The sequence below is a fragment of the Pseudomonas soli genome (assembly GCF_021283165.2).
Lineage (GTDB): Bacteria > Pseudomonadota > Gammaproteobacteria > Pseudomonadales > Pseudomonadaceae > Aquipseudomonas > Aquipseudomonas soli.
Window position 1 is genome coordinate 3,071,332 of the sequence record NZ_CP128543.1, and the last position, 14,680, is coordinate 3,086,011.

General features: G+C 66.1%; 10 protein-coding genes and 2 pseudogenes. 3 read left to right on the forward strand and 9 right to left on the reverse strand.

The annotated features are described in order from the left end of the window. Nucleotides 1-20 precede the first annotated feature (20 nt). Nucleotides 21-4,151, reverse strand: a complete 4,131-nt coding sequence (locus tag LU688_RS14220) for a CheR family methyltransferase (RefSeq protein WP_160291367.1) — start codon at nucleotides 4,149-4,151, stop codon at nucleotides 21-23. Between the two features lie 323 nt (nucleotides 4,152-4,474). On the opposite strand from LU688_RS14220, the gene LU688_RS14225 reads away from it, so the two are divergent. Both LU688_RS14225 and LU688_RS14230 read left to right on the forward strand, forming a co-directional pair. Further along, on the forward strand, nucleotides 4,475-4,684 hold the full coding sequence (locus LU688_RS14225; protein WP_023632601.1) for a con-10 family general stress protein: 210 nt from the start codon (nucleotides 4,475-4,477) through the stop codon (nucleotides 4,682-4,684). Nucleotides 4,685-4,787: 103 nt separating this feature from the next. Continuing rightward, a pseudogene (locus LU688_RS14230) lies at nucleotides 4,788-5,006 on the forward strand (DUF6555 family protein); the annotation flags it as partial. Between the two features lie 79 nt (nucleotides 5,007-5,085). On the opposite strand, the gene LU688_RS14235 reads toward LU688_RS14230, so the two are convergent. Then, nucleotides 5,086-5,253, reverse strand: coding sequence for a hypothetical protein (locus tag LU688_RS14235; RefSeq protein WP_160291368.1), 168 nt, complete (start codon nucleotides 5,251-5,253; stop codon nucleotides 5,086-5,088). Nucleotides 5,254-5,399: 146 nt separating this feature from the next. Then, entirely contained in the window at nucleotides 5,400-6,014 is a 615-nt protein-coding gene (locus LU688_RS14240; protein ID WP_160291369.1) for a LuxR C-terminal-related transcriptional regulator, read from the reverse strand. A gap of 106 nt (nucleotides 6,015-6,120) precedes the next feature. On the opposite strand from LU688_RS14240, the gene LU688_RS14245 reads away from it, so the two are divergent. Continuing rightward, nucleotides 6,121-7,740, forward strand: a complete 1,620-nt coding sequence (locus tag LU688_RS14245) for an ATP-binding response regulator (RefSeq protein ID WP_160291370.1) — start codon at nucleotides 6,121-6,123, stop codon at nucleotides 7,738-7,740. Nucleotides 7,741-7,757: 17 nt separating this feature from the next. On the opposite strand, the gene LU688_RS14250 is transcribed toward LU688_RS14245, so the two are convergent. From LU688_RS14250 to paaE, 6 genes and pseudogenes are all read right to left on the reverse strand, one after another. Then, entirely contained in the window at nucleotides 7,758-8,069 is a 312-nt protein-coding gene (locus LU688_RS14250; protein ID WP_046855646.1) for a hypothetical protein, read from the reverse strand. Between the two features lie 201 nt (nucleotides 8,070-8,270). Continuing rightward, nucleotides 8,271-10,319 carry a phenylacetic acid degradation bifunctional protein PaaZ gene (gene paaZ, locus LU688_RS14255; protein ID WP_160291371.1) on the reverse strand — a complete coding sequence of 683 codons (2,049 nt, stop codon included), beginning with the start codon at nucleotides 10,317-10,319 and terminating at the stop codon, nucleotides 8,271-8,273. Nucleotides 10,320-10,357: 38 nt separating this feature from the next. After that, nucleotides 10,358-11,590, reverse strand: a complete 1,233-nt coding sequence (locus tag LU688_RS14260) for an OprD family porin (protein WP_160291372.1) — start codon at nucleotides 11,588-11,590, stop codon at nucleotides 10,358-10,360. Nucleotides 11,591-11,625: 35 nt separating this feature from the next. After that, nucleotides 11,626-13,194 (reverse strand): annotated as a pseudogene (locus tag LU688_RS14265) (cation acetate symporter); the annotation flags it as partial. Then, nucleotides 13,185-13,493, reverse strand: a complete 309-nt coding sequence (locus LU688_RS14270) for a DUF485 domain-containing protein (RefSeq protein WP_023631978.1) — start codon at nucleotides 13,491-13,493, stop codon at nucleotides 13,185-13,187. The pseudogene LU688_RS14265 and the gene LU688_RS14270, both read right to left, overlap by 10 nt. A gap of 98 nt (nucleotides 13,494-13,591) precedes the next feature. Next, nucleotides 13,592-14,668: a 1,2-phenylacetyl-CoA epoxidase subunit PaaE gene (gene paaE, locus LU688_RS14275; protein ID WP_094009896.1), complete on the reverse strand. Its 1,077-nt coding sequence runs from the start codon at nucleotides 14,666-14,668 to the stop codon at nucleotides 13,592-13,594. Between the last annotated feature and the right edge of the window lie 12 nt (nucleotides 14,669-14,680).

Genomic DNA, 14,680 nt, shown 5'->3' on the forward strand with positions numbered 1-14,680 from the left:
GGGCCGGGGCGGGTAGGGCGTCAGTAGGGTAGCGAGCCGCTCAGACCCTCGATCGCCTCGATCAGCTCGTCGTAGCCCACCGGCTTGTTCAGGTGCCGGTCGAAGCCCGACTGGCGCGAGCGGTACTGGTCGGCGCTGGCCCCGTAGCCGGTCAGGGCGATGGCCGGGGTGTAGCGCAGGTGCTCCAGGCCCCGCAGGGCCTTGATCAGGGCGTGGCCGTCCATGACCGGCATGCCGATATCCGAGAGGATGATGTCATAGCGGCCATGGGCGGCCGCCTCGAGTGCGGCCTGCGGGTTGCTGTAGGCCTCGACTTCGGCGCTTTCCATTTCCAGCAGTTGCTGCATCACCTCGAGGATTTCCACCGAGTCGTCCACCAGCAACACCCTGACCCCGTTCAAGCGGCCCTCGATGTTGTCGTCGCTGGTATCCGGCTGGGCCTGCTGTCCGGGGTCGGACAACGGCAGGCACACCGTGAAGGTGGCGCCGCAACCCAGGCCGGCGGACGTCGCGCTGACCGTGCCGCCATGCGCTTCCACCAGCTGGCGCACCAGCGACAGGCCGATACCGAGCCCGTCGCGGTGGTTGCCGGAGGCTTGTGGCGCGGCTTGGGAAAACAGGTCGAAGACGCTTTCCAGGCTTTCGTCGGTCAGGCCGATACCCTGGTCGATGACCTCCAGGCGCGCCTGGTTGCCTTGGCGGACCAGCGCCAGGCGGATCTCGCTGCCGGCGGGGCTGAATTTCAGCGCATTGTTGAGCAGGTTCCAGACGATCTGCTCGAGCCGGGTGCTGTCGGCCTCGACGTACACCGGTGCGCCGTCGGCGGGCAGCGCCAGGCGCACCTCGCAGGCGTGCTGCTCGTTGGCCAGCACGGCCTGGATGGCCTGCAGCACCGCGCACAGGTCGAGCACCTGGGTCTTGAGCTTGAGCTTGCCGGTGCGGATACGCGCGACATCGAGCAGGTCATCGATGATTCGCGCTTGGCTCGAGACCGCCTCACAGATAGTGCCGACCGCCTTGCTGGCGACACCGTTGCCCTTTACCGACGGGGACCGGCGCAGGATTTCGGCATTGAGCTGAATCAGGTTGAGCGGGTGCTTGAGCTCGTGGGACATGACCGCGAAGAACTCGTCCTTCATGTGGCTGGTGTTCTGCGATTCAGCGAGCTGTTTGCTTTGTTCATCGTGCAGACGCTTGTGCCCCGTCAGGTCGCGGGCAATCTTGACGTAGCCGCGCAGGCTACTGCCCTTGAGGCGCGACACTTCACCGCTGCAGTAGAAGCGGCTGCCGTCCTTGCGCACATGCCAGCGCTCGTCCTGGCCACGACCGTGCAGGCGGGCACTGCGCAGTTCGCGCTCGGGCAAGCCACTGGCCCGGTCCTGCTCGGTGAAGATCAGTTGGTAATGATGGCCGAGCACCTCATCCTTGCCATAGCCGAAGATCAGCGCGGCGCCGGTGTTCCAGTCGGTGATCAGGCCCTGCTCATCAAGCAGGATGATGGCGAAATCATGGGTACTCTCGGCGACCAGGCGCATGCGCTCCTCGCCCTGGCGCAGGCGTTCCTCGGCGGCGCGGCTCTGGCTGATGTCGATGAAGGTCAGCACGGTGCCGTCGACGTTGCGCTCGCTGGCCCGATACGGCAGCAGGCGGGCCAGGTACCAGTGCTGGTTGTGGCCGACCACTTCGCGCTCGATGGTGGTCTCGCGCTCGACCACCGCCCGGGCGTCGTCGGCCAGGCCCGGATAGTCGAGGCGATGGGTGATGTCGAGCAGCGAGCGCCCGGTGTCCACCGGCAGCATGCTGAAGATATCGGTGGCGCGCGGGGTGAACCAGCGGATGCACAGGTTGCGGTCGACGAACACCGTGGCGATGTCGGTGGACGCGATGAGGTTGCTCAGGTAGTCGTTGACCTTGTCGGTTTCCTCGACCTTGATCTTGAGTTCGTAGTTGACCGTCAGCAGTTCTTCGTTGATCGACTGCAGCTCTTCCTTGCTGGTTTCCAGCTCCTCGCTGGCCGAGCGCAGCTCCTCGTTGATCGCCTGCATCTCTTCGTTGGAGGCGGTCAGCTCCTGGCTGGAAAACTCCGACTGCTCGATGGTTTCCTGCAACTGCAGGCGCGTGCGGTGCAGTTCGCGCTCCAGGTTGCCCAACAGCATCCCTTCGGTCTGTTCGACGCCGGGTGCCCGGGTGATCGCGTTGTCGGCTTCGCCGCTCTGGAAAACCACCAGCAGGCACTCGCTGCCACTGGGTTCGTCCTGGTGCGGTTGGACCAGGATGCGTACCCCTTCGGTATGCTCGTCGAGGTCGAGGGAAACTGTGCGCGACGTTACCGCCTGGCCGCTGCCCTGGGCCTGCAGCAAGGTGCTGCGCAGGGCCGGACGCAGCGGCGTGAGGACCAGGTTGAGCAGGTTGTGGCTGAGCTCGCCGCCGGCATGGCGCAGATAGCGCCCCACGCCCTCGCTCATGTGCAGGATATTGCCCTCGGTATCGACCACCAGGCTCGGCGGCGTGCAGCGGGCGAGGGCGCGGTGATGGATTTCGGCATAGGACAGTTTGCGGGCGGCGCGTGCCCGGGCCGGCGCCGGAGCGAGCGCAGGCTCGGGGGCTTGTAGGCGCGCCGGATGACGCACGGCCGCCACTTCACGGGCGCGGAAGATGCGGTTGCGCTTGTCCACGGCGACGAACAGGTCGGCCGCAAGGTCGGTGGATTCGGAGCTGCCCAGGAACAGATAGCCGCCCGGGCGCAGCGCGAAGTGGAACAGGCGCAGGATATCGCGCTGCACCTCCCGGTCGAGGTAGATCAGCAGGTTGCGGCAGACGATCAGGTCCAGTTGCGAGAACGGCGGGTCGGACAGCAGGTTGTGGCGGGCGAACAGGACTTTTTCGCGGATTTCCTTGCGCACCCGGTAATGCTGGTCCTCCTTGAGGAAGAACTGGCGCAGCCGGGCCGGCGACACATCGGTGGCGATGGCGTCCGGATACTGCCCGCAGCGACCGATGCCGATGGCGCGGTCGTCAAGGTCGGTGGCGAAGATCTGCACCTGGGCACTGCGTCGTTCGATCGCCAGCTGTTCGCTTACCAGCATGGCCAGGCTGTAGGCCTCCTCGCCGGTCGAGCAGCCAGCTGACCAAACACGCACCTCGCTGGCCGGCTCTTCGTTGCCTTCGCGGTTCACCAGGCCTGGCATCACATGGCGCTGCAGGGCCTCGAAGGCCTCGCGGTCACGGAAGAAGTTGGTCACGCCGATGAGCATGTCGGCCAGCAGCGCCCGTGATTCGTCCGGATGGCATTGCAGGTAGTCGCGATAGCCGGCCAGGTCGGTCTGGCCGGTCACGTGCAGGCGCCGCTCCAGGCGGCGCAGCACGGTGGCGCGCTTGTAATGGCTGAAGTCGTGGCCGGTGTTGTCCTGCAGCGACAACAGGATTTCGTCGAGCAGCGGGTCGCACGCCGCCGGGTCACCCTCGCGCTCGCCCAGCGCGGGCGGCAGGCTGTCGTCGTCGATGCGCGGCAACTTCACCTGGCGGGCGGTGCGCCACATCTCGACCAGGCGGGCGGGCATCTCGGCCACCGGCAGCACCAGGTCGACCATGCCGGTGGCCAGCGCCGCCCGGGGCATCTCGGGGTATTCGGCATCCTCGGGGGCTTGCACCAGGGTCACGCCGCCCTGTTCCTTGATCCGCGACAGGCCCACGGCGCCGTCGCTGCCGGTGCCCGACAGCACCACGCAGAATGCATGGTCCTTGTGTACATCGGCCAGGTCGCGGAAGAACAGGTCGATGGCCACATGGTCGCCACGGCTGCGCTTGGCCGGGCTGACGCGCAGGTAACCGTCGTTGGTCGACAGGCGATTGGCCGGCGAAATCACATAGACATGGTTGCGCTCGATCGGTACTGGTTCGCTGACCTGGCGCACAGGCATGCCGGTCACCGCCTGGATGATCCGGTCGGCCTGGCTCTGGTGGTCCGGCGACAGGTGCAGCACCACCACGAACGCCATGTCGCAGTCCTGCGGGGTGTGGCGGAAAAAGGTGCGGATTGCTTCCAGGCCGCCGGCCGAGGCGCCGATGCCGACCACGGGGAAATCCAGGTGGCTCGGGCTGAGTGCCGGATTGTGCGGCGAGGCGAGGGACGTTTTGCTGGAGGACTTCATGGCATCAGCCTTGTACGGACCTGGAAATGGCCCGCTTGGTCGGGCACTGGGCGCAGATTATAGGCTGCTGTTCATCCCGGCGACGAGCGGTTGGCGCCGAGCAAGGGCCGGTATACGAGGGTAAGCGGTCGGCAAGCACGGTGCATGGGGCGTCTCCTTCGTCCACCGTCAGTAGTCAGAGCTGTGACTCTTGGCCAGGCGGATAAGTGCCGTCGGTCAGAACCTCGGTACAACAAATGAGCCGTTGGCTTGCGCCCCTGTTCGTAATTAAGTGCACGGCATCTTCGCGCGGCACGTCCAATCCAGCGTAAAGGAGAAACGTCATGGCTCGTGACCAGGATCAGACCGGACAACGCGGCGGCACCAAGGAAACCAACCCCGGCAACTTCGCCAACGACCGTGAAAGGGCCTCGCGGGCGGGCCAGAAGGGTGGCCGCAACTCTGGCGGCAACTTCGCCAATGACCGCGCCCGCGCCTCCGAGGCCGGTCGCAAGGGTGGTCGCAACAGCCACGGGAGCACCAGCGGTTCGTGACCTTGCGGGCCCTCCCTTGCTGTTGTGGACATTTTTTTGAATTTTCATGGAACGACGTGATCTGTCAGAAAGTCATCCATGGAGAAGAGGAGGGCCTGCGTCAATGCCAAGTCCCCAGCTGTTTACCATCGAATACCTGCTGCACGGCCAGCCACGACGTTTCATCATCCGCCAGGAACACATGGACAATGCCGAGGCCTGGCATTGGGCGAGTTGCGACGCGGGTTTGGGGATCATTCCGAAGTTCGGACGCGAGCGCATCAAGAAAGTCAGCCGGCCCATGGCCGAACGGCATGGGATAACCGAGGTGCGCTGGAGGGTGTGAACCGGCGTGGACCTGGGCAGCCAATAGACTTCAGTGAAAGAGCGGGCTTGGCCCGCTCTTTCACTGCCATGCACACTCAGGCGCCTGACTCCGGGTCGCTGGCCGGAACCGCGGGGCGGTTCTCTTCCTCGGTCAGGTTCGGGTCGGCATCCGGGTCGTCGGCCTGATCGTTGCGGCGGTCTGGCTCGAGTTCCGGCCAGTCGCTCTGCACATCGCCACCGCCCATCCAGTGTTTCGTGCTCATGTCGTCATCCTCTCCTCAGAGTGAAAAAACGGCCCACGCTCGGGCAGGCCGAACACAGGCGTGAACATCGCCACCCTCATGGATTGGGAGGTTGCAAAGCACTTGAAGGGTCGATTGCATGCCACGGCGCGCCGACCAGCGGTCGCTCAGTTGCCGGAATATTTCACCGCAGCGGCCGTGCGGGTCGGCACATTGAGGGTCTTGAGCAGCGACGACACATGGATGCGCACGGTGAATGGCGAGATGTCCAGTGCCCGGGCGATCTCCTTGTTGGTCTTGCCCTGGGCGATCAGGCGCAGCACGTCCTGCTGGCGGTGGGTGAGCTGTTCCAGCTCGCTGGGGGCATCCAGCTGTGGCAGCAACCCGCTGGGCGCGTAGTCGACCACCACTTCGCCGTCGCGAATGGCGAGGATGGCCGCACCGATGGCTTCGGGGCTGACGCTCTTGCCGATGAAACCATCGACGCCGGCGGCCATGACTTCGCAGATCACCTGCGGGTCGTCGACCATCGACACGACGATCAGCGTGGTTCGCTGCAATTGGCGGCGCAGTTCGGCGAGGCGGCCGATGCAGGTGAGGCCGGGGAAGCGCAGGTCGAGTATCAGGGTGTCGGGCGTCTCGCCCATGCTGGCCAGCCTGAGCACATCGGCCAGGCTGCCGGCTTCCTCCAGGCGCGCCTCGGGCAGGATGCGCCGCACGGTGTTGACCATGGCTTCCCTGAACAGCGGATGGTCATCCGCCACGATGATGCGGCAACTCACGTCGTGGAACTCCCTGTCAGCCGACACATGCTAATTTAGCAGTCACCTGCGGTTTTTTCCCACGCAGCGTGCCGCAAATGCCGACTGGCGCACAAGGACGTTACCCATGAAGTTCGAGAAGAACAACGAGCTGGACCAGGCCAACCTGCGAATCATCGTCGCCTCCTGTGCGATCAGCTACGTGGCGTTGCTGGGTTTCCTGCCGGGCCGCTCGCCTGCCACCTACCTGCCGGTGCTGCTCTACTACGCGGGATTCGTGGTGGTGTCGATCGGCATGCGCCAGGCGATCAAGCGCTGGCCCGGGCACTACCCGGCGCGGCGCATCTTCGGCATGCTGGGCGATTACACCGGCACCAGCTTCGGCCTGGTGGTCGGCGGTGAAACCGCGCTGCCGCTGTATGCGGTGATGGTCTGGATCAACCTGGGCAACGGCATGCGCTTCGGCTCGCGCTACCTGGCCATCGCCACCGTGCTGGCCCTGGCCGCGCTGGTTGTGGTGTGGCAGCTGACCCCCTATTGGCAGGAACAGCCGTTCCTGCTGCCGATGCTGCTGACCACCAGCACCCTGATTCCGTTCTATGCCCACCTGCTGCTCGAGCGCACGCGCAAGGCCACCGCCCTGGCCGAGGCGGCGACCCGCGAGAAGTCGCGCTTCCTGGCCCAGGCCAGCCACGACCTGCGCCAGCCGATCCATTCCATCGGCCTGTTCACCGCCTGCCTGCGCGAAGCGCGGCTGGGCGAGGAAGAGCGGCGCCTGGTGGACAGCATCGACCGCTCGCTGCTCAACGTCTCGCAGTTGTTCCGCTCGATCCTCGACCTGTACACCCTGGACAACGGCCGCGTACAGCCGAAGTGCGAAACCTTCGCCGTGGACGGCTTCCTGCGCGAGTTGTTGCGCCAGAACAGCGAGGCGGCGCACTGGGCCGGGGTCGAGATGCGCCTGGTGCCCAGCCGCCACTGGACACGCGCCGACCCGGGGATGCTCGCGACCATGGTGCAGAACGTTTTGTCGAACAGCTTCAAGTACGCCGCCGGGCGCCCGTTGCTGATCGGCGTGCGGCCACGCGGCGAGGGGCTGGCCATCGTCGTCTGCGACCAGGGCCGGGGCATTGCCGAGGAGCACCAGGGTCACGTGTTCGAAGAGTTCTACCGGGTGCGCGAGGCACGTGACAAGGACGTCGAGGGCGTCGGCCTGGGGCTGGCCATCGTCAAACGCCTGGGGCAACTGATGGGTTTGGCGGTCAGCCTGCGCTCGCGCCAGGGGCATGGCACCACGCTGACCTTGCAAGGGTTGCCCAAGGTGCCGGCACAAGTGCCACGGGCCGTTGCCGACCAGGCCGTGCAGGCCGGCATGCTCACCGGTTTGCGGGTGTGCCTGGTGGAGGATGACCACAACGTCCTGCAGGCCACCAGTGCCTTGCTGCAACGCTGGGGGTGCGAGGTGCAGGCCGAGAGCTCGCCCTTTGGCCTGGCCAGTGACTGCGATGTGATCGTTGCCGACTACGACCTGGGTCCACAGGCCACCGGCATCGACTGCATCGACCAGTTGCGCGCGCAACGCGGCGCCGAAGTGCCGGCGCTGATCATGACCGGCCATGATATCGACAGGCTGCAGGGCGCCCTGCAGGCACGGGGTATCGCGGTACTGGCCAAGCCGGTGCGACCGGCGGAGCTGCGTGCGGCGCTGCGGGGTTTGCGTGAGAGCGTGGCGGCGCCGGTGGTCTAGGCCGGCGCCCTCGACCATCACTGGAAGACCGGCGCCTGGCCTTCTTTCCAGCAGGTGGGGGATGGCGTGTAGATACCCATGCCGGCCACGGCCACCAGGCCGCCGCTGGGCACCTGGCAGTCGTACTGGCCCTTGCTGGTGCTGGCGGTGAAGTAGGTGGTGTTGGAGTCGCTGCGCAGGTTGCTGACCTTGCTCACGGGCACGCCGAGGGTGACCTCGGTGCGTTGCTTGAGGGTGTCGGCGCTGGGGCTGGCGGTCTGGCAGCCGGCCACGGCGGCCAGGCCGGCGAGCAGGACGAGGGACTTGAAAGGGAAGGACTTGAGGATCATCGCGTTGCTTCCTTGGCATTGTTCTCGGTACCGCGCCCGCGCCGCCAGGAAGGGGGCTGGCGGTGGGACGCTGGGCTGACTATAGCGCTGAGGCGGCGTTGCGCGATGTAGGGCGGATGTCCGAGGTGGCATTTTGCCTTGATTGGGTTGCGGGATGCCTGCCACCTGACTGCATGCAGGCATCTCGCCGCCCACTGGCAGTCAGCGCTTGAGCACCAAGGTCAAAATGTCATAACTGGCCACCAGCTCACCCAGCTGGTTGGTCACCTCCACATCCCAGGCCACCACCCCTTGTGGCTGCCCCTGCGGGCTGGTCTTGCCCTGGTCGATCTTGCGCTTGCAGGTCAGGCGCGCCTGGATTGTGTCGCCGATGCCCACCGGGGTGATGAAACGCAGCGTGTCCAGCCCGTAGTTGGCCAGCACCGGCCCCTCGCCGGGGCTGACGAACAACCCGGCGGCCGCCGACAGCACGAAGTAACCGTGGGCGATGCGCTTGCCGAACTGCGACTGTCTGGCGGCGATCTCGTCGAAGTGCATGTAGAAATGATCGCCCGACAGGCAGCCGAAGTTGACCAGGTCGGCTTCGGTCACCGTGCGGCGGTGGGTCAGCAGCGACTCGCCGATGCGCAGGTCGTCGAAATGGCGGCGGAACGGGTGTACTTCGGTTTCGATCACCTCGGCGCGGCGCACATACTCGCCGGTCACTGCCATCAGCATGCTGGGCGAACCTTGCACCGCGGCGCGCTGCAGGTAGTGCTTGACCGCACGCAGGCCGCCCAGCTCCTCGCCGCCGCCGGCACGACCGGGGCCGCCGTGCTTGAGCTGCGGCAATGGCGAACCATGCCCGGTGGACTCCTTGGCCGCCTCGCTGTCGAGTACCAGCAGCCGCCCGTGCCAGGCCGCCGCCACCGGGATGGCCTTGGCCGCCACGGCGCGGTCGGCGGTGACCAGGCTCGCCACCAGGCTGCCCTTGCCGCGGGCGGCCAGGGCCAAGGCCTCGTCGAGGTCGTCGTAGGCCATCAGCGTGCTGACCGGGCCGAACGCCTCGATATCATGGGCACCGCCCTCGGCATGCGGGTCGCGGGCCAGCAGCAGGGTCGGGGCGAAGAACGCGCCCTCGGCCACGCCATCACCGACCGGGGTGAAACCGTCACTGGCGCCCAGCAGTTGCTCGCAGGTGGCCAGCAACTGGTGCACGCGCTCGGCGACATCACGCTGCTGGTCATGGGAGGCCAGCGCCCCCATGCGCACGCCTTCCACCGAAGGATCGCCCACCACCACCTTGCGCAGGCGTTCGCGCAGGCGGGTGGCTACCGCGTCGATGTGCCTGGCCGGGACGATGGCGCGGCGGATCGCCGTGCATTTCTGCCCGGCCTTGGTGGTCATTTCCCGCGCCACTTCCTTGATGTACAGCTCGAACTCCTCGCTGTCAGGGCTCACGTCCGGACCAAGGATGGCGCAATTCAGCGAGTCGGCCTCAGCGTTGAACGGTACCGAGTTGCGGATCAGGTTCGGGGTGACGCGCAGCTTGGCTGCGGTGTCGGCGGAGCCGGTAAAGGTCACCACATCCTGCCCCTGCAGGCGCTCGAGCAGGTCACCGGTGCTGCCGACCACCAGTTGCAGGCTGCCGGCCGGCAACAGGCCCGATTCGTTCATCAGGCGTACCACGGCCTCGGTCAGGTAGCTGGTGGACGTGGCAGGCTTGACGATGCACGGCATGCCGGCCAGGAAGGTCGGGGCGAATTTCTCCAGCATCCCCCAGATCGGGAAGTTGAAGGCGTTGATATGCACGGCCACGCCCGCACGCGGCACCAGGATATGGCTGCCGGCGAAATGGCCTTGCTTGCCCAGGGGGATCGCCGGGCCTTCATGTACCAGGTTGCCCGAGGGCAGCTCGCGGCGGCCCATGCTCGAATAGGCGAACAGCGTGGCGTTGCCGCCTTCGATGTCGATCCAGCTGTCGGCGCGGGTGGCGCCGCTGTGATGGGACAGGGCGTAGAGCTGCTCCTTGCGCTCGGCCAGGTACAGCGCCAGGGCCTTGAGGCGGGCGGCGCGCTGCTGGAAATCCATGGCCAGCAGCTGCTTCAAGCCCTGGACGCGGGCAAAGTCCACGGCCTCGGCGAAGTCCGGGCGTTCCTCGTGGCTGTAGGCCAGGACGTGGGCGTCGAGGGCGCTGCGCAGGGCCTGGGCGCCGTGCTGGCCGATCCAGCGGCCGGCGATGAAGCTTTGCAGGGTAGGGGCGGCGGACATGCTGTTCTCCTTGCTGTTCTGATAGACAGGGGGCGCGCTTACCAGAGCGCCAGGGTGTAGCCGATGATCAGGCGGTTTTCGTCAACGGCATTGGTCAGGCCATTGCCGGAACGGAAGGTGACGTTGCGCCAGCGCAGGCTGACGTCCTTGAACGGACCGCTCTGGATCACGTAGGTGATGTCGGTATCGCGTTCGCGCTCGCGGCCATTGCTGAGCGTGGCGGTTTCGGCGTGGCGGCCGTCGGTGTAGCGGGTCATGAAGCTCAGCCCGGGGATGCCCATGGCCACGAAGTCGTAGTCGTAGCGCAGCTGCCAGGAGTCGAGCCCGGCGCGGGTGAAGGTGTTGTAGGTGACCAGGTTGACGGTGTACGGATCGCCGCCGTTGAGGAACGGGAAGGCGCTGTCGCCGGACATCTGCTGCCAGGTGGCGGTGAACTTGTGGGCCTTCACGCCCAGGCTGAACATGGCGTTGAAGTTGCGGTTGTCGATGTTGCCCGCGCGCTCGGCGCCGTCGCCGCGGCTGTCGAAGTAGCGCAGGTCGCTGCGCAGGCTGATGCCCTCCGCCAAGGGTTGGGTATGCAAAAAACCGACGTATTGCTGGCGGTAGATGTCCTCGAGCTTGGCGTAGTAGTAGCTGACGCTGGCCTGCGGGGTGATGGCGTAGCTGCCGCCGGCGAAGTCGAAGTGGTCGCTGCTGGCGGCGCCGTAGCCGATATCATCGCGCCCGGACGAGTCGCGCAGGTTGGCCTTGGTCAGGCGCCCGCCGTTGAAGGTCAGGCCGTCCAGCTCCTGGCTGGTCAGCAGGCCGCCCTGGAAGGTCGAGGCCAGCAGGCGGGTGTCGTTGTACACCACCACCGGCAGGATCGGCTGCAACGTGCCAAGGCGCAGGGTGCTCTTGGAGACCCGCAGCTTGGCGGTCAGACCCAGCTCGCTGTAGTCGTCCACTGGCTCCAGACTGTTTGGCCCGTAGGGCAGCAGGCCGGTGTTGCGTCGGTCGCGGCTAGAGTCGAGCTTGATGCCCAGTTGGCCCATGGCGTCCACCCCGACACCAACCGGCCCCTCGGTGAAACCCGACTCGAAGCGGGCGGTGAAGCCCTGGCCCCATTCCTCGGCCTTGCTCTGCGGGGCGTTGCTCTGGCGGAAGTCGCGGTTGATGTAGTGGTTGCGCAGTTCGAGGCGGGCGTGACTGTCAGCGATAAAGTCCGCCATGGCCGGCAAGGGCAGGGCGAGGGTGGCCAGCCAGGCGGCTGACTTGAGGTGCATGCGGTTCATTGTTGTTGTACCCGACATTGTTATTGTTCTTGAAGTCAGTGCTTGCTGGCACCGGCGGCGCCGATACCGGTCATCGAACGGATGAATTGGGCCAGGTAGCGCCCACGCTCTTCGTGCGCCCGCTGCGAGCCGTCGGTGACCGAGAAGGCCCAGGCCGCGAGGAAGGCCAGCGACATGGAGAACAGTGCCGGGTTGCTGTAGGGGAACAGCGCCCGTTCGTTGTGCAGCACGTTGACCCACACCGCCGGGCCCAGCACCACCAGCACGATCGCCGAGACCAGCCCGGCCAGGCTGCCGCCCACCGCGCCACGGGTGGTCAGGCCCTTCCAGAACATCGAGAGCAGCAGCACCGGGAAGTTGACCGAGGCGGCCACCGCCAGCACCAGGCCGGAGAGGAAGGCGATGTTCTGCGACTCGAACAGCAGCCCCAGCAGCACCGCGAACAGGCCGATCCCCAAGGTGGCCAGGCGCGATACGCGCATTTCTTCCTGCTCGCTGGCCTGGCCCTTGCGCACCACGCAGGCGTACAGGTCGTGGGATACCGCCGAGGCGCCGGACAGCGCAAGGCCGGCGACCACGGCGAGGATGGTGGCGAAGGCCACCGCCGAGATGAAGCCGAGGAACAGGTTGCCGCCCACCGCCTGTGCCAGGTGCACCGCGACCATGTTACCGCCGCCGATGATCGCCCCGGTGGCGTCGCGATAGGACGGCTCGGTACCGACCATGACGATGGCGCCGAAGCCGATGACGATCAGCAGCAGATAGAAGTAGCCGATGAAGCCGGTGGCGTAGAACACGCTCTTGCGCGCTTCCTTGGCGTCGCTGACGGTGAAGAAGCGCATGAGGATATGCGGCAGGCCGGCAGTGCCGAACATCATGCCCAGGCCCAGGGAAATGGCATCCACCGGGTTGGACAGCAGCGCGCCCGGCGCCATGATCGCCTGGCCCTTGGCGTGCACGGCCACGGCGCTGGCGAACATTGCCTCGGTGCTGAAGCCGAAATGCCTGAGCACCATGAACGCCATGAAGGTGGTGCCGGAGAGCAGCATCACCGCCTTGATGATCTGCACCCAGGTGGTGGCGAGCATGCCGCCGAAGGTGACGTACAGCACCATCAGCGCACCCACCAGCATCACCGCGTACAGGTAGTTGATGCCGAACAGCAGCTCGATCAGCTTGCCGGCGCCGACCATCTGCGCCACCAGGTACATCAGCGCCACGGCCAGGGTACCGAAGGCCGAGGTCAGGCGCACCGGGGCCTGGGCCAGGCGGTAGGAGACCACGTCGGCGAAAGTGTACTTGCCCAGGTTGCGCAGGCGTTCGGCGATCAGGAACAGGATGATCGGCCAACCGGCCAGCACGCCCAGGGCATACAGCAGGCCGTCGTAGCCGTTCATGAACATCATCGCCGAGATGCCCAGGAAGGACGCGGCGCTGATCATGTCGCCGGCGATCGCCAGGCCGTTCTGCATGCCGGTGAGGCCGCCGCCGGCGGTGTAGAAGTCGCTGGCCGAGCGGGTACGCAGGGCGGCCCAGCGGGTCACCAGCAAGGTGAAGCAGACGAACACCAGGAACATCGAGATGGCGGTCCAGTTCATCGCGCGCACTCCTGCTTGACCACTTCGTTGAGCGGGTCGATGACGCGGTTGGCGCGGTGCATGTAGATGCCGGTGAGGGCGAAGGACAGCAGCACCATCAGCACGCCCACCAACATGCCGACGCTGGTCACCCCGCCGCTGAGGGACTGGCCGAGCACGCCCGGGGCGAAGGCCACCAGCAGGACGAAGCCGTAATAGGCGACAAACATGGTCAGGGTCAGGCTGCCGTTGAGGCGGCGCTTGCGCTTGATCAGTTGCACGAAGGCGGGGTGGTTGCTGATGGTTTCGATGTGTTCGGGTGTCATGGGAGCGTTCTCTCTGGCTGTTGTAATTGTTTTTCAGGTCACGCGGGTGTTGCCGAGGGCTTCATCGCTGGCAAGCCAGCGATGAAGGCAATGCGGTCTCAAAGCTGATCGAAGTCGAGCACCACCTTGTCGCTCAGCGGGTAGGTCTGGCACGACAGCACATACCCGGCGGCCACTTCGTAGTCTTCCAGGGCATGGTTGCTGTCCATCTCCACCTCGCCCTCGATCACCTTGCACTTGCAGGTCGAGCACACCCCGGCCTTGCACGAGTACGGCAGCTCGGCGCCGATGGCATTGCCGGCGTCGAGCACGCTGCGGGTGTTGCGCGGCAGGTCGAAGGCCAGGGCGCGGCCATCGCTGATCACGGTCACCTGGCTGACTGCCGAATCCAGCTCGCGGGCCGCTTCACGTGCCTCGCGGCGGGCTTCGCTGCCGGTGGCGGCGAACAGTTCATAGTGGATGCGCGCCTTGTCCATGCCGTTGGCCTGCAGGCTGTCGCGCACGGTTTCGGTCATGGCCTGGGGGCCGCAGATGAAGGCGGCATCGAGTGAGGTCACGTCGAGCCAGCGGGAGAACAGCTGGCCGCACTTGTCGGCGTCGATGCGGCCGTTGTACAGGTCGACGTCCTGTTGCTCGCGGCTGAACACGAAGATCAGGTTGAGGCGCTCGAGGTACTGGTTCTTCAGGTCCTCGAGGCGGTCGCGGAACAGCGCGCTGTTGCTGGCGCGGTTGCCGTACAGCAAGGTGAAGCGGCTGTCTGGTTCAGTGGCCAGTGTGGTGGCGACCAGCGACAGGAGCGGAGTGATGCCGCTGCCTGCGGCCACGCCCAGGTAGTTGCCCCGGCGCGTCGGCTCCAGTGGCACGAAGAAGTTGCCCGACGGTGGCATCACCTCCAATTGCTGGCCGGCCTTGAGCACTTCGTTGGCGAAGGCCGAGAAACGACCGCCCGGCACGCGCTTGACCGCCACGCGCAGCTCGCCATCCTGCACTGCGCTGCAGATCGAATAGGAGCGGCGCACTTCCTCGTCGTCGAGCTGGGTACGCATGACCAGGTACTGGCCCTGGGTGAAACGGAACTCATCGCGCAGGTGCGCGGGCACGTCGAAGGCGATGGACACCGCGTCGCGGGTCTCCTGGCGCACTTGCTTGATGGTCAGGCTGTGAAACTGGCTCATGGCATTCTCCAC